Raw genomic sequence first — 15,437 nt, 5'->3', positions numbered from 1 at the left:
CCGGGTGGGTGAGCCGTTACCAGGTATCGACCGCGCGCTTCTTGCCTTCGCGCGGCGCGGGCTTGGGCGTGGCGTTGAGGCCGCGCAGCAGCCAACTGCGGGTTTCCAGCGGGTCGATCACCGCATCGATCTCGAGAAAGCTGGCCATATTGATGCCCTTGCCGTTCTGGTAGGCCTTGGCCACCAGCTTGTCGAACAGCTGCTGGCGCGCGGCGGGGTCTTCCACGGCCGCCAACTCCTTGGCGAAACCCAAGCGCACCGCGCCTTCCAGGCCCATCGCGCCAAACTCGGCGCTGGGCCAGGCGATGGTAAACAGCGGCGAGTGGAAGCTGCCGGCGGCCATGGCCTGGGCGCCGAGGCCGTAGCCCTTGCGCAGCACCACGGTAAAGAACGGCACACTAAGGCTGGCGGCGGCGACAAACATGCGCGAGACATGGCGCACCGTGGCCTGCTTTTCCGCCTCGGGGCCGACCATAAAGCCGGGGGTGTCGCACAACGACAGCAGCGGGATATCGAAGGCGTCGCACAGCTGCATAAAACGTGCAGCCTTGTCGCCGGCTACGGCGTCGATGGCTCCACCGAGGTGCGCCGGGTTGTTGGCTAGCAGGCCGAACGGCTGGCCTTCGATGCGGATAAACGCGGTGATCAGGCCGGGGGCGAACTGGCGGCGCAGTTCCAGCACACTGTCCGTGTCGGCAAGGGTGGCGATCACCTGGCGGATGTCATACACGCGCAGGCGGTTTTCCGGAATCAGCTGGCGCAGCTCGCGTTGGTCGGCGCAGTGCCAGTCGTTGAGCGCACCCTGGAAGTAGCTCAGGTACTGCTTGGCCACGCGCACCGCCTCGGCTTCGTCGGTCACGCGCACATCGATCACCCCGTTGGGGCCTTGCACGCTGACCGGGCCGACTGCTTCCGGCTTGAAGCTGCCGAGGCCGCCGCCCTCGATCATCGCCGGGCCGGCCATGCCGATAGTCGCGTTGTCGGTGGCGATAATCACGTCGCAGCAGCCGAGCAAAGCGGCGTTGCCGGCGAAGCAGCGCCCGGAGACCACGCCGACCAGCGGCACCAGGCCGGATAGTTTGGCCATGCCGACAAAGGTGTGACAGTCCAGCCCGGCCACCCCGACGAAATCGCTATCGCCGGGGCGCCCGCCACCGCCCTCGGCAAACAGCACCAGCGGCAAGCGCCACTGGGCGGCGAGGCCGAGCATGCGGTCGGTCTTCTTGTGGCTCATCAGGCCCTGGGTGCCGGCGAATACCGTGTAGTCGTAGGCAATCGCCATGCAGCGCGCCGCCTGGCTGCCGAACGCCGCGGCGTTGACCGTGCCGATGCCGGCCACCAGGCCATCGGCCGGGCTCTGTTCAATCAACTCCTCCAGCGATCGGCGGCGCCGTTGCGCGGCCAGGGCGAGGGCGCCGTATTCGATAAAGCTGCCGTCATCCAGCAAGTCCGCCAGGTTTTCACGAACGGTGCGCTGGCCGGTTTTACGGCGTTTGGCCACGGCTTGCGGGCGGCGCTCGTCACGGGTGATGGCGTGGCGTTCGAGCACTTCGGCGAGGTCGGCGCGTAGGTGGTCGAGGTCGAGGCTTTCTTCGCTGTGGCCGAGCGCGCGCGCCACCTCGGCCGGTTCGATAAACAGCAGTGCCTGGCCCTCGCCCAGCGCCTGGCCCGGTTGCACGACCAGGGTGCGGACGATGCCGCTGTGGCTGGCCTTGACCTCGAACTCCATCTTCATCGCCTCGAGCACGGCGATGCGTTGGCCAACCGCGACCGCGGCGCCCTCGGCAACATCCAGGCTGACCACCACACCGGCGCTCGGCGTGCTCAGCGGCTGACAACCCGGCGGTGCGTCGTGCTGTGGTACTGCGCTGCTGGTTGTCGCCGGGCTGCCGGCGAAGTACAGGTGCGCATGGGCTTCGGCTTGCGCGGCCAGCAAACGCGGCAACTGGCTTTCGACAAAGCGCGTGCTGACCTGGTGGGCGGCGACTTCCGGCAGGCGCAACAGGTTTTGCAGCAGGTGCAGATTGCTGGCCACGCCCTCCAGGCGGAACTCGCACAGCGCACGGTAGGCGCGGCGCAGGGCGGCCGGGTAATCCGGGGCATGGGCGATTAGCTTGGCCAGCAACGAGTCGTAGCTGGGGTTGACCGGGTAGCCGGCGTAACCGTAGCCGTCCACGCGCAGGCCCGGCCCGCTGGGCGGCTCGTAGGCGCTGAGGGTGCCCACCGCTGGCCGCGTGTTGCCGTCGGCGCCGATGCTTTCCAGGTTGATGCGCAGCTGCACGGCGCAGCCACTCAGCGGTGGTGGTTGCAGCAGGTTCAGTTCGGCGAGCGTGCGGCCGCTGGCTAGTTGCAGCTGAGTCTGGAGCAGATCGACACCGGTGACCTGTTCGGTGACCGTGTGTTCGACCTGGATGCGCGGGTTGGCCTCCATAAAGTAGAAGCGCTCGGGCTGCTCGGCATCCAGCAGGAACTCGAAGGTGCCGAGGCCCTGGTAACGCACCTCGGCGGCGAGGGTCAGGGCGGCGGCGATCATTCGCTCGCGGGTAGCCGTCGGGAGGTTGGGGCTGGGGGCGATTTCCAGCAGCTTCTGCTGACGCCGTTGCAGGCTGCAATCGCGCTCCCAGAGGTGGCTGACGGCCCCCGTGCCATCGCCGATCACCTGGATTTCGATGTGCCGGGCATTGCTCACCAACTGTTCGACATACAGCGCCTCGGCGCCGAAGGCGGCGCGCGCCTCGGACTGGCAACGGGTGAAGGCGTGCGCCAGTTCGGCCTCGTCGAACACCGCGCGCATGCCGCGCCCGCCGCCGCCGGCCAGAGCCTTGAGCATCACCGCGGCGCCAGGGCCGAGGCGGTGCAGGAAATCCCGGGCTTCGATCAGGCTGACCGCGTGGTTGATGCCCTGCACCAGCGGCACCGCGCAGCGCTCGGCGAGGGTGCGGGCTTGGGCCTTATCGCCGAACAGCCCCAGCACCTCGGCGCTGGGGCCGATGAAGCGCAGGCCGGCGGCCTGACAGCGGCGGGCGAACTCGGCGTTTTCGGCGAGAAAACCATAGCCCGGATGAATCGCCTGGCAGCCCTGCGCCTGGGCCACCGCGATCAGTTGCTGCATGTCCAGGTAGGCCGGCACCCCGCGCCCGGTGAGCGCCACGGCGCTATCGGCCTTGCGTACATGCAGGGAGGCGGCATCGTCTTCGGCGTATACCGCGACCGTGCGGATACCCAGTTCACTGGCGGCACGGGCGATACGGATGGCGATTTCGCCACGGTTGGCGATCAACAGCGCGGCAAAGGGCATGGTGGCTCCAGATTTTTATTCTGCGGGCCATCTTAGGCGCTCTGCGGGCTGGGTAAACCAAGCCTTAGCGGCTGAGGGTCGGGCTATTGATATGGGTGATAACGGGCGGGGGCTGTGGCGCGATGGTCGCGGGCATGGCGCGCTCCTACAGGCGCGTGGATGATCTGTAGGAGCGGGGGGAACGCCCAGTTATTGCCCGCGATGGGCATTGCGCAGGCTTAGCTGCGCCGTTCGACGATATAACGCGCCAGTTCGCGCAGCGGTTCGGCGGCACTGTCGAACGGGCGCAGGGCATGCAGGGCCTGGTCGCGCAGTTCCAGGGCGTAGGCCTTGGCGGCGTCGAGGCCGAGCAGCGCCGGGTAGGTCGGTTTGTCGTTCGCCTGGTCCTTGCCCTGGGTCTTGCCCAAGGTGGCGGTGTCGCTTTCCACGTCGAGAATGTCGTCCTGCACCTGAAACGCCAGGCCGATGGCCTGAGCATAGTTGTGCAGGGCTTTCAGCGCGCGCTCGTCGGCACGGGCGCTGGCCAGGGCGCCGAGGCGCACGCTGGCTTCGATCAAGGCGCCAGTCTTGTGCCGGTGCATGCTTTCCAGCGCGGCTTGATTGAGTTTCATGCCGACCGAACCGAGGTCGATGGCCTGACCGCCGACCATGCCCGCCGGGCCGGCGGCGCGCGCCAAACTGCTGATCATCGCCAGGCGCACTTCGGCGTTCTGCGGATTGCGCCGGGCGTCGGCGAGCACTTCGAAGGCCAGGCTTTGCAAGCCATCGCCGGCGAGGATCGCGCTGGCCTCGTCGAAGGCTTTATGAGTGGTCGGCTGGCCGCGGCGCAGGTCGTCGTCGTCCATCGCCGGCAGGTCGTCGTGCACCAGCGAATAGGCATGGATCAGCTCCACCGCGCAGGCCGCGCCATCGGCCCGCTGCGGCTCGCCGCCCAGGGCTTCGCAGGCGGCATACACCAGCAGCGGGCGAACCCGTTTGCCGCCGTTGATCACGCTGTAACGCATGGCCTGATAGAGCTGCGTCAGTTCCGGGCGCGGGGCTTCGAACAGCGGCTCCAGGGCACTATCGACGCGGCGTTGGCAGTGCGCTTGGTAGGCCGCGATCATGCGCCGTGATCCGCGTCGAAGGGGGCTTCCTCCAGCTCGCCGTCGCGCTCCAGAAGAATCTGCACTTTCTGCTCGGCCTGGGTCAGGGCGGCCTGGCAATCGCGGGTCAGGCGGATGCCTTGTTCGAAGGCGGTCAGCGAGTCTTCCAGCGACAGTTCGCCGTTCTCCAGGCGTTCGACCAGGTTCTGCAAGTCGGTGAGGGACTGCTCGAAGTCGAGCGCGGCTTTTTTACGGGCCATGGCGGGCGTTCTCTGGCGGGGGCTCGGGCAGGATTTGCAACCGCCGCGACACTAGCAGAGCCATGCCGCGCGGGCAAATCGACGAAGGCGGGTGGGCCACTGCTTGGACGCCGCTGCGGCGCCGGAAGTTCTACTCGCTTCGTGGGGCTGATTCAGTGCGAAAAATAGGTCGCCCAGAAGTAATACGCGGTCATGCCGCTGCCCACCAGAATCACCAGGGCGCGCAGCCAATGGGCTGGCAAGCGCTGGCCAAGCGCCCCACCGGTATAGCCGCCCAGCGTGGCACCGACCAGCAGGATGATCAGCTCGTACCAACTGACCCGTCCGGCGATCACGAAGGTGGCAGTGGCGACGCTGTAGATCACCGCCGAGATCAGGTTCTTCAGCGCGTTGGCGCGCGCCAGCGGGTGGCCTTCGATGGAAAACGCCGCCAGTTGCAGGATGCCCATGCCGGCGCCGAAGTAACCGCCGTAGATCGAGACTGCGACGTGCGCGCCGAGCGACAGTTTGTTGTGCGGCGGGTGCGTCGCCTCGGCACGCCGCGCGGCCAGCCAACGACTGAGCCAGGGGCTGGCGGCGAACAGGGCGGTGGCGGCCAGCAACAGCCAGGGAATCAGCGTGGCAAACACATCGTCGCCACCGGCGAGCAGCAACAAGCCGCCGAGCAAGCCGCCGCACAACCCGGCGAGCAGCAGCGGCAGCAGGTAGCCGCCGAGCGGGCGCAACGAGTCGCGCGCGGCCCAGGCGCCGGCCAGGCTGGCTGGCCACAAGGCCACGGCATTGGTGGCATTGGCGGTCACCGGCGGTAGGCCGGCCGCGAGCAGGGCGGGGAAGGAAAAGAAGGTGCCGCCGCCGGCGAGGGCATTCATGCCGCCAGCGGCAAAGCCGGCCAGTACCAGGAGAAGAAGCTCAGAAATCGACATCGACCGTGCCTGCACCGAAAAGAGGCAAGGGTAAGGCCTGACCTATCGGTCAGCCAAGTGCTACCAAAGAAGCAATTCGCGGGCATGCCATGTTGGCGTTGGGCTGGCCATCGCGCTCGGCGGCACTGCATAAAAAGCTTCATGTCCATGAGTGCTTCCATCAGCCGTGCGACGTGACATCGGTCTTCTCGCTTTGCGCGTTCAACACGTTGTTGGCTGCCTGATAAACAGTGCAAGCCCGCTCAGCAGGAGTGGTTGAGTGAGCTCAGTGCCAGTGCACCGAGGCTTAGCTACATGGGGCGTGCCGCTGTTTTATTCAGCAGGAACTTTGCAGGTCAAGGACATAGAGAGGGCCCGAATAGGAATCGTCTGATGGGGTTGGCGCCCTGCACATTGCATCCTAGGTAACACCTGCTGCGGCAAGCCGTGAACAGGGGCACTAAACATCACTTACTTGTAGAGGGCATCTCTCATGTTTAAAAAAATGGGCCAATACACTGCGCTTTGTGGTTCCTCGCTGTTGATTCTGATGGCTGCTGCTACCGTTCAGGCGTCTGATGGCCAGGTTGAGTTCACCGGTACCATCAACGATAACGCGTGCACCATCAACAGCGAAAGCGTGAAGAAATCGGTTGAGATGGACCAGGTTCGTATCGCTGATTTTGCCAACACCGTCGGTGCCACTGCCGGTTCTACCCCGTTCTCGATTTCTTTGGAGAACTGCAGCGGTTCGACCCTGAAAAACGCTTCCATCAAGTTCAGCGGCCAACAAGCCGCGACCGATGCGACCGTCCTGGGCATGATCGGTGATAACCAGGTGTCTGGCGTCGGCATTCAAATCAACGATGCGCGTACCGGCGAAAAACTGGCTTTGAATGCCGCCAGCAACGATTACGTGCTGCGCCCACAGTCCAACACCTTCGACTTCACTGCGTCCTACGTGCGCTTGGTTGCAGACACCGAAGCCTCGGGTGAGACCCCAGGCGTACGCGGTATCGGCACCGGTAAGGTCAACGCGTTGGCCAGCTTCGACGTTACCTACAAGTAATTCATCTTTAACGAGAGAGCTTGCGGCTAATCGCGAGCTCTGGCGTTAATCGGAGGACCTCCTTCATGCGTTTAAAAGTTGCAGCCTTTTTGGTATTGGCAGTGGGCTTTTGGCTGCCGCAGGTTCAGGCAGGCGTCAATGTGGGCTCCACGCGCGTTATTTATCAAGGCAAGGAAAAGGAAGCCAATCTTGCACTTGCAAACTCGGGCGACGATGGCGTGCCGTATCTGGTGCAGTCCTGGGTCAGCCCTTTTGATAATCGGGATGACAGTGCGGATGAATTTATCATCACGCCGCCGCTGTTTCGTCTGGACGCCAATAGCCAGAACATTCTGCGGATTATTGCTACCAACACGCAGAACTTGCCGGCCGATCAAGAAAGCCTGTTTTTGCTCAACGTAAAAGCGATCCCGGCGATGAGCGACGAGCAGCGTAATCAGAACGTGCTGCAGATTGCGCTCAAGACCACCATCAAATTGTTTTATCGCCCCGCCAGTTTGAAAGGCTCTCTGATCGACGCTGTGGAGAAACTTCAATGGCGTGTTGCAGACGGGAAACTGAGTGTGCATAACCCGTCGGGCTTTAACGTTGTGGTCAGTGAACTACTGATTAACAACATCGCCAGCCAAGACGTGCCCGAAGTGATCAAGCCAGGCAGCACCGTCACCACCCACACCTCACTGAACAACAGCGACACGCTCGTTCTCAGTTACATCAACGAATACGGCAGCACGGTCAAGGCAGCTCCCGTTCCCCCTCATTAATGACTGAATGATTCGCTGACTGGAAGGGTTCCCTCATGCTGCGACTGCGCATGTGCGCCTTCGCGCGCCGAATAAAGTGTTGGAGCACTCTCAGCCTTGGTGCTGTCGGCCTAACAACGAGCGCCGTTCATGCGGACTACAGCTTCGATGCTTCCTTCTTGGAAATTGGTGGCGGCAACAGTTCGGCCGAGGTTGTCGAACAAGTTAAGGCCATGAGCCAAGGGCAAATACCCGGTATTTATCGCGTCGACCTGTCAGTGGATGAGCGGCTCATCGAGCAACGCGATATCCAGTTTATTCGCGAAACGGTGAGTCAGACTGCGACCCCTGCCGGCTTGTTTCCTTGCTTCAGCCTTCAGGCCTTGACTGACCTGGGCGTTGATCCAGCGCGACTGACGAACGCCGAGATCAGTGCTGACAGTTGCGTGTACTTCAACCGTGACCTCAGCGGTGTCACGTATGACTACGACTTCAATAAACAGCACCTGGACTTGCACGTCCCCCAGGCTTTTATCGGCAGTGTGCCGTTCGCAACCCGCCGTAAAAGCTGGAGCGATGGCGAGCAGGTGGCCTTTGCCAACTACAGTTTTTCAGGCAGCCACTACGAGAATCAGTACGGTGATCGGCAATCCCAGTTCGGCAGTGTGCACAGCGGAATCAACAGTGGTGCCTGGCGCTTTCGCAACTTCTCGACCTGGCAAAAAAGCACCAACGTCGACGGTCGCTGGAAATCGGTGGACACCTATGTTCAGCACGACCTGGGCAATCTGATGGCCATTGCCACTGTCGGTGAAAGCTCAACCGACAGCGATTTGTTCGATACCATTTCCTATCGCGGGGTGGGCATTGCCTCTGATCTGGACATGTTGCCCGATGAGTCGCGCAACTTTGCCCCTGTGGTGCGCGGCGTAGCCAACGGTCGCTCGCTGGTGACGTTACGCCAACGTGGCTATGTGATCAGTGAACAGTGGGTGCCTTCCGGTCCGTTTGCACTCAAGGACCTGTACTCCACCTCAGGCAACGGCGATATCGAAGTCACCATCGAAGGCCCCAATGGCGAACGTCAGGTGTACACCCAGTCGTTTTCCTCGGTGCCGTACATGTTGCGCGAAGGTCAGCAGAGCTACGCCGCGACAGCGGGGCAATATCGCCCGGCAGACGGCGCTCTGCTTACGCAGGCGCCCAGTTTTGTACAAGGCACCTTGCGCCGAGGACTGACCGAAGGCACCACGCTGTTCGGCGGCACCATCGTCAGCCAGCAGTACAAATCCGCGTTACTGGGCTTTGCCCATGACTTCGCGGGGTTCGGTGCCATCTCGTTGGACGTGACCCATGCCATCAGCGACGACATGGGGCCCGAATCCCAGACCCTCTCGGGTCAGTCGTACCGCTTTCGCTACTCGAAATCCATCGACCTGACAGACACCAGCTTCAGCCTGATTGGCTATCGCTACTCCACCAGCGGTTATTACAGCTTTAACGAGGCGATCAACGCGCGAGCCAACAATTCGCTCGCCCCCTATGTTGATGATGCGCTGAACAACGGCGGTGTATTTTCCCCGTATTTAAGCGGCCATATGAAAAGCAGCTTTACCGCCAACGTGGCGCAGCAATTTGGCAGCTATGGCGGCATGTACGCCAACTTGACCAAGACCGACTACTGGAACATGGCCAAGAGCAACACCGCAGTGCAGTTGGGGTACAGCTTCAGTGTCGGCAGCGCCTCGTACAACCTGGGCCTGGCACAAAACAGCGGCAACGGCGATGACATTCGTAGCGTGTCGTTGAGCGTGAGTATCCCGCTTGGCAAACCGGGCAGCAGTAGCCGCATCGGCCTGAGCACTAACCAGGATTCTAGTGGTCATGCCAGCCGCTCGGCTACGTTCAGCGGTTCTCAATTTCAGGACAGTGCCCTGTCTTACAACGTGGGTATCAATCAGCAAGTCAGTGACGATGAGCGCGTGCTCGGCGGCTCAATGGCCGCCCGTTACAACGCAGCCAATGCCATTTGGCACGGGTCTTACAACAAGGATCAACACACCCGCCAGACGGACTACGGCGTGGAAGGTGCGGTAGTTGCCACCCGCGACACGCTGATGTTTACCCAGCCATTGGGTGAGACCAACATCATCGTCGCCACGCCGGGCGCCGCAGGCGTCGGCGTGCTGACCAAAAGTGGGGTTAAAACCAACGGCAGTGGCTACACGATTATTCCTTCGGCTCAGCCGTATCGTAAAAACAAGGTGTCGCTCAATACCGACTCGTTATCGGACAACACCGATGTCGCGCAACTGGTCCAGGAGGTGACCCCCAATCGGGGTGCCTTTGTGCTGGCCAACTTCGAAACCCACAACGGCCGTCGACTGCTGGTCAGCGTCAGCTCGCATACGGGTACGCCTGCACCGTTTGCCGCTGAGGCGCAGCTCTATGGCCTCGATGGCACGTTGCTTAGCAGCGCCATGGTGGCGGACAAGGGCCGGGTATTTCTGACCGGCGTGCCTGACCAGTCGCGACTGCTGATCAACGTCAACGGCCAGCCCTGGTGCGCCAAGGATCTGGACCTGAACACCTACACCCTTGCCGAGACAGGCATCGGACAACTGCAGATCAGTTGCGAGGCCAAGTCGACTTCACCTGAAGACACTCAAGGTATTGCCGATGCATAACTCAACCGCTAAACCACATCGCCTGAACTGGGTAAAAGGCAGCTGGCTGCTGCTTTGCTTGCTGTTCAGCCTTGTCAGCCAACAGGCATTTGCGTTAATTGAAAACAACCTGTCGTGCACCGCTACGGGCACTACCGGCATTATCAATATTGGCAACGTGACGCCATCGCAAAACATCCAGGCCAGCATGACTGCCAATTGCCGAGTGACGCGCTGGTTCCCGTCAGGAGCCTCCCTTTCACATACCCAGTTCTACCCTGTTGGCAACGGTCCAAAACTCGTGGTGTTTCACGTCAATTCCGGGCGGTTTGTGCCCGAACAGACTATCGGCACCGCTTCCACTACCTGTATGCCAAGCAGTTGCGTACCGCTTACGGTTGGTACTACGTTTTCTTACGAGGTGTTGGTGGCAGGGCCTGCCGCTGCGAAACCAGGTGTTTACATGGTTAGCGTAAGCCTGACCGATACCTCGATTAAGGGTTGGGAAAACTACGGGGATTATCTGCAGGTAGTCATTTTGCAATACACCGTTATCCAGCCCGCCTGCTCAATGGGGTCGGCCAAAACCCTGAACCTGCCCTTCGGCACACTGAACAGCAACGACTTTGCGACCTCGCAGCAAATTGCCACTGTCACGATGAACTGCACCCGCGGTACGCAGGCGACCGCCACGTTGGTGCCTACGCAAAGTGCGATCAGCGGCAGCCCGGGCGTATCAGCCACCACGCTGGCCGGTTTGTCGATGGTTGCTACCTGGGCCGACAACAACACCGCCGTCACTTTCAACAGCCCGCGCACGCTAGCGCTGACCACTGGCGCCAACAATATTCGCCTGGGATTTCGTCCCCGTCTGAATACCAGCGTTTCTCCAAGCGGAAACTTCTCCAGCCAGTACACCCTCAACATCACCTATCTTTGATCAGGCGCAGGAAATCGACCATGAAGTTACCATCATCGTTGGCCGCTGCTGTTATCGCAGGCCTGGCATGTACCCCAGTTTCAGCGGTGACTGACTCCGTCACCATCAACGTCAGCGGTACGCTGACACGGCCGCCTTGCACGCTAACCAGCAGTAAAACGCTCACCGCCAATTTCGGCAATTTGCGCTATGACCAGATTGCTTCCGCGCCGATGATCGATATCCCGGTGACGCTGACGTGCCCCCCTAACTCTTCATTAAGCATCAGTATCAAGGCGTCCAATCTTGTACAAGGTTCCACCACTCAGGCATGGGCCGGTAAAGATTATCTGGGTTATTTTTTGTACTTAAACAGCGATAACAGCGCAGTCGATATGACTGGTGTGAAGCGCAACCTGACCAATCAACGCGGCACGGTTGATCTGAGTATGAAAGCAAAATTGAACGCCTTTGGCGCAGTATCTGAAGGCGCCTTCAGCGCCTCGGCCGTCATCAGCATCGAGTACCTCTAAGGTGGGCATGCTGGCCAGATTGAGCCTGTGGGTGGCGCTGGTGTCGGCGTTTACGCTGTGCTTCAGCGCGGCCAGTTACGCAGGCGACGCGGCCCAGCTTGATATCACCGGCACCCTGATTAAACCGCCCTGCACGGCCAGTTTCCCGGCGTCGCAAAGTGTTGATATTCCCAAGGTGAACCTGAACTCCCTGCGGTCGGATAGCACCGACTGGACCGATGTCGCCTTGAGCTTTCAATGCATCAAAGGCAGCCAGGTGCACGTGCGCTTTAGCGCGGGCAATGGCTCTTTTGACAGCAGCACCCTGCGCACCACGCTCGACAAGCTGGGGTTGAAAACCCGCCTGAGTGACATGACCAGTACCGCCAAAGTGGTGGACCTGAAGCTGGGCGAGCAACTGATCTTCCCCGTCGAAGACACCTCGCTAACGCTCAAACTATCGGTCAGGCCGGTGAAGACCGGAGAAGAACTGCCCGCGATCGGCAGCTACAGCTCAACGCTGTTGATGGAGATTGTGTATCTGTAATCAGGCGAACAGATTGGCCTTGATACACAGAATCAGCAGCGCCTGATCAGTGTCGACATCGAGCTTGCGCATCCCCGAGATCTTCAGTGTGCTGATGGTTTTGATACTGCGATTCAGGCTCTGCGCAATATCACTCACGCTCATGCCCGAGGCGAACAGGCGCAAGACTTCAAGTTCCTTGACCGTTAGCTGGCTGAGCTTTTGCGAAACGCCAGGGTCGTCGTCAGTCAGCGTGTCGTGCTGGTAATGCCCTTCACGGTAGAACGCATCCAGCGCCACCAGGATTTGCTCCAGGCTGGCGTTCTTGGAAATTACCCCGCTGATTCCCAACTCATACAACCAGGTCAAAATCTTCGGGTTGGACATTATCGTAAGGATCAATACCCGAGGTCGCGGGAAATGCCGTCGCAGGTATTCCACCAGGCGAGTGCCATCGCCGTATTGCTCGTCTCCCGGCATGTTGTAGTCCGTAATGATGACATCAGGACTCAATTGCGACACTTTGCTGATCAACTCAGACGAATTCATGGCCTCGCCCACGATTTTGAAGCGTGGATCGCGCTCAATTATTCCGCGCACCCCCATCAACACAATCGGATGATCGTCAGCCAATAAGACTTTCATTTGCGGCATGGCGGGTATGGCTCTGTGCTGACAAGCAGTTTGCAGGACGTACAACTACTCAAGGGGTGCGGCCTTGATGCAGTAGGTGAGTAAAGCATGGTCGGTAAGCACTTCCAGCTTGCGCATTGCAGACACCTTCTGGGTGCTCACGGTTTTAACGCTGCGATTTAACTGACGGGCAATGTCACCCACGCTGCTTCCTGTCACGAACAGTCGTAACACCTCGACTTCGCGAGGCGAAAGAGTGGAAAAACGTTCGTCAATGACCTTCGGGTTACTGATCACCGAGGTTGCTTGACCGGGCGGTGCCGTATAGGGCCGATCATTGGCCAGCGCGTTCAGTGCTTTACCAATTTCTTCATGGATATGGTTTTTTGCCACAACGCCCGCCACGCCCATTTCCAGTAAGTGCGAAATAATCAGGTGATTACTCTCCATCGTCAGCACCAGGATTTTCACCGCCGGGAAATGTTCGGTGATGTGTCCGATCAGTTGCAGTCCATCGCCATACGTTGCATCGCCGGGCATGTTGAAATCGGTAATCACCAGGTCAGGCCGATGCAACGCCAACTGCTCAACCAACTGCGACGAACTCACCGCCTCGCCTACCAGGTCGAAGCGCTCATCGCGTTGAATGACTCCCCGAAGACCCACCAACACCACCGGGTGATCGTCAGCAATCACTACCTTTAATTCGCGCATTGCCTGACTCCAAATTGATGACGACTCATGAACGATTACGCTGTTGATTGGCAACCGCTCTGCGCCGAAGAACGAATTCAAGACTGAGGGGGCAGACTCTGCGCGGTCGCCCAGTCAACCGGGCGAACACTGAATAAAACTTGAACACAAGGATGAAACACACAGCAGAGGGCAGGGGCCGCTCGGTGGAGTATGCCCAGAAGAAGCATCCCTTGGGCCGGGTATTGATGAACAGTGGGATTGCAGCCGTAGCGCGATCTTCGAGCAAAAGCGTTGCAAATCCAGAGAGGGCACGGCGCCACAAATAGTAAACCTTGCGCCTGACCACTCTCAATGCGGCCCAGGAATGTGCGTGCTGCCGGTGTTTCTCAGCCATTGGTAACCGCTGAGTCACCCACGCCCCTGGCGAGTGGTCAGTCGTCAGAGTGGCCGTGGCTTTCGACTTCGGACTGGGTTTGCGGCTCGCCACCGCCACATGCCGAGAGTAAGCCCAGCAGACAAACCAGCAGCAGGGAGCGAGTCAGGGTCGTTGTGGTTTTCATCGCGTATTCCTTTCAATTTCGATCATGGATGTAGAAGCCCCAGCGCCTGGTGATGACGCCGGGGCTTTTGTCTTAGATAACGCGTTTGACGCTTAGGTACTCGCCCTTGGTCTTGAGCGTGATGGTCACGTCGCGGTTGCTGCGGTTGCGCCAGAACCAGCCGTGGGTGCCGTCGAAGATGGCGGTGAATTCACCTTTGTCCCCCGTGATCTGCTTGGCCTTGCTGTAGCTGTGGTAGTAGCCCTTCGGGCCGTTGTAAGGCTCGCCGTGGGTGTCGTGGTTGACCGGAACGCCATTGGTGGTCCACTCATAGCTGACCGTGGCCTTGTCCAGCATTTCCAGCTTGATTTCACTGGCCTCGCCCGGTTTCAGCGTGACAGTCACCTCATCCGCTTTCAGCCCTGGCTGCGGCGCTGCTGCCGGTTCAGCTATTGGTGCTGCCGCAACGGGTTCTTGAGCTACAGGCTGAGTAGGAGCCGGGGCTTGAACGACCGGAGCCGCAGCCGGCTGAACCGCTGTATCCGCTGCCGCTTCTTCGGCCAGGGTTTTCTTCATTTCGCCCATCTGGGTCAGGCCGAGTACGCGGCCAATGCCCGTTGGGTCGATGGCGTACTCCGAAGGCATCACCACGCTGACCAACAAGGCAGCGGCAACGCCCACGGCGATCACAGTGGAGCGCAGCAGTTGGCGGCTGGTCGGCAATTCGCTTTGGGTCGGAAGCTGGGTATTGAACATGCTGAGAATTCCTTAATTAAGACAGGAGCAGGCCGGTGAGCTGGTAACCCATCAAGAGGAAACCGGCGCTCATCATGGCGACATTGGCGGTGTAGGCATGACGCCAGAAACTGGCGGTACGCCGCCAGTAGCCCATGACAAGCAGAATGGCGCTCAGGGCCAACAGCTGGCCGATTTCGACGCCGACGTTGAAGGCAATCAGGTTGGCGACCAGGCCGTCTGCCGAGATCTCGTATTCCTGGATCTTGGTCGCCAGACCAAAGCCGTGCAGCAAGCCGAAGATCAGCGTGGCCGCTTGGGTATTCGGCTGGTGGCCGAACCAGCGCTGGAACGCGCCCAGGTTATCCAGCGCCTTGTACACCACCGAGAAACCGATGATGGCGTCGATCACGTAGGCGCTGATGCTGATTTCCGCCAGTACGCCCAGCAGCAGCGTCACGGTGTGGCCCACGGCGAACAGGGTGACGTAGAGCCCCACGTCTTTCAGGCGGTAGAGAAAGAAGATCACCCCGAAGAGGAACAGCAGGTGGTCGTAGCCGGTGATCATGTGCTTGGCGCCCAGGTAGATGAACGGCAGCACCATCACCCCGGAGCTTTCCTGGATAAAGCCCTTGTCGCCCTCGGCAACAGCGTGGGCCAGTGCGTCAGGCATGCCGAGAAACAGCAATGCCGTGAACAGCAGCAACAGTAGTAACGAGCGATTCGGGCGCACGGCAGATGTGTCCATTGCGCCCATAGATGGCGAATGCATGGTTGAGTCCTGAGTTAAAGGCTATGTCCCCGTTACGTGTTGCAGGAGAAGCCGCGCTGTTGTGGGAGCGGATTTATCCGCG

At 60.5% G+C, this 15,437-nt stretch carries 15 protein-coding genes; 6 read left to right on the top strand and 9 right to left on the bottom strand.

Going from position 1 to position 15,437, the window contains the following annotated elements:
- Positions 1-16: 16 nt before the first annotated feature.
- The 4 genes from B3M58_RS07475 to B3M58_RS07460 form a co-directional block, all read right to left on the bottom strand.
- Entirely contained in the window at positions 17-3,298 is a 3,282-nt protein-coding gene (locus B3M58_RS07475) for a carboxyl transferase domain-containing protein (protein ID WP_296218023.1), read from the bottom strand.
- Positions 3,299-3,516: 218 nt separating this feature from the next.
- Positions 3,517-4,404: a (2E,6E)-farnesyl diphosphate synthase gene (gene ispA, locus B3M58_RS07470; protein ID WP_296218021.1), complete on the bottom strand. Its 888-nt coding sequence runs from the start codon at positions 4,402-4,404 to the stop codon at positions 3,517-3,519.
- Complete coding sequence (locus B3M58_RS07465) at positions 4,401-4,643, bottom strand: exodeoxyribonuclease VII small subunit (RefSeq protein ID WP_296218019.1); 243 nt, start codon at positions 4,641-4,643, stop codon at positions 4,401-4,403. Before B3M58_RS07465 ends, ispA begins: the two co-directional genes overlap by 4 nt.
- Before the next feature lie 152 nt (positions 4,644-4,795).
- On the bottom strand, positions 4,796-5,566 hold the full coding sequence (locus tag B3M58_RS07460; RefSeq protein ID WP_296218018.1) for a sulfite exporter TauE/SafE family protein: 771 nt from the start codon (positions 5,564-5,566) through the stop codon (positions 4,796-4,798).
- 472 nt (positions 5,567-6,038) lie between these two features.
- Between B3M58_RS07460 and B3M58_RS07455 the strand changes: the two genes are divergently transcribed.
- The 6 genes from B3M58_RS07455 (at position 6,039) to B3M58_RS07430 (ending at position 12,001) form a co-directional block, all read left to right on the top strand.
- Positions 6,039-6,614, top strand: coding sequence for a fimbrial protein (locus tag B3M58_RS07455; RefSeq protein WP_296218016.1), 576 nt, complete (start codon positions 6,039-6,041; stop codon positions 6,612-6,614).
- Positions 6,615-6,679: 65 nt separating this feature from the next.
- A complete protein-coding gene (locus B3M58_RS07450; protein WP_296218015.1) occupies positions 6,680-7,378 on the top strand; it encodes a fimbrial biogenesis chaperone in 699 nt (232 codons plus the stop codon).
- Between the two features lie 35 nt (positions 7,379-7,413).
- Complete coding sequence (locus tag B3M58_RS07445; protein ID WP_296218014.1) at positions 7,414-10,044, top strand: fimbria/pilus outer membrane usher protein; 2,631 nt, start codon at positions 7,414-7,416, stop codon at positions 10,042-10,044.
- Complete coding sequence (locus tag B3M58_RS07440; RefSeq protein WP_296218013.1) at positions 10,037-10,963, top strand: fimbrial protein; 927 nt, start codon at positions 10,037-10,039, stop codon at positions 10,961-10,963. The genes B3M58_RS07445 and B3M58_RS07440 overlap by 8 nt, the downstream gene beginning before the upstream one ends.
- A gap of 20 nt (positions 10,964-10,983) precedes the next feature.
- The gene (locus B3M58_RS07435; protein ID WP_296218012.1) at positions 10,984-11,475 is read left to right on the top strand and encodes a fimbrial protein; all 492 of its coding nucleotides are present in this window, start codon (positions 10,984-10,986) and stop codon (positions 11,473-11,475) included.
- A 7-nt stretch (positions 11,476-11,482) separates the two neighbouring features.
- Positions 11,483-12,001 (top strand): fimbrial protein, encoded by a 519-nt coding sequence (locus B3M58_RS07430; protein ID WP_296218009.1) that lies wholly within the window; start codon positions 11,483-11,485, stop codon positions 11,999-12,001.
- On the opposite strand, the gene B3M58_RS07425 is transcribed toward B3M58_RS07430, so the two are convergent.
- From B3M58_RS07425 to B3M58_RS07405, 5 genes are all read right to left on the bottom strand, one after another.
- Complete coding sequence (locus B3M58_RS07425; protein WP_296218007.1) at positions 12,002-12,634, bottom strand: response regulator; 633 nt, start codon at positions 12,632-12,634, stop codon at positions 12,002-12,004.
- 45 nt (positions 12,635-12,679) lie between these two features.
- The gene (locus B3M58_RS07420) at positions 12,680-13,327 is read right to left on the bottom strand and encodes a response regulator (protein WP_296218004.1); all 648 of its coding nucleotides are present in this window, start codon (positions 13,325-13,327) and stop codon (positions 12,680-12,682) included.
- Positions 13,328-13,740: 413 nt separating this feature from the next.
- Entirely contained in the window at positions 13,741-13,869 is a 129-nt protein-coding gene (locus tag B3M58_RS07415) for a hypothetical protein (RefSeq protein WP_296218002.1), read from the bottom strand.
- Between the two features lie 72 nt (positions 13,870-13,941).
- Complete coding sequence (locus B3M58_RS07410) at positions 13,942-14,604, bottom strand: transmembrane anchor protein (protein ID WP_296218000.1); 663 nt, start codon at positions 14,602-14,604, stop codon at positions 13,942-13,944.
- A 16-nt stretch (positions 14,605-14,620) separates the two neighbouring features.
- Positions 14,621-15,355: a HupE/UreJ family protein gene (locus B3M58_RS07405; RefSeq protein WP_296217999.1), complete on the bottom strand. Its 735-nt coding sequence runs from the start codon at positions 15,353-15,355 to the stop codon at positions 14,621-14,623.
- Positions 15,356-15,437: the final 82 nt, after the last annotated feature.

The organism is Pseudomonas sp. UBA2684, from assembly GCA_002354655.1.
In the GTDB taxonomy this organism is placed as follows: Bacteria; Pseudomonadota; Gammaproteobacteria; order Pseudomonadales; family Pseudomonadaceae; genus Aquipseudomonas.
The sequence above is the reverse complement of the archived record's forward strand: the minus strand, read 5'-3'. Positions and strand labels throughout refer to the sequence as shown.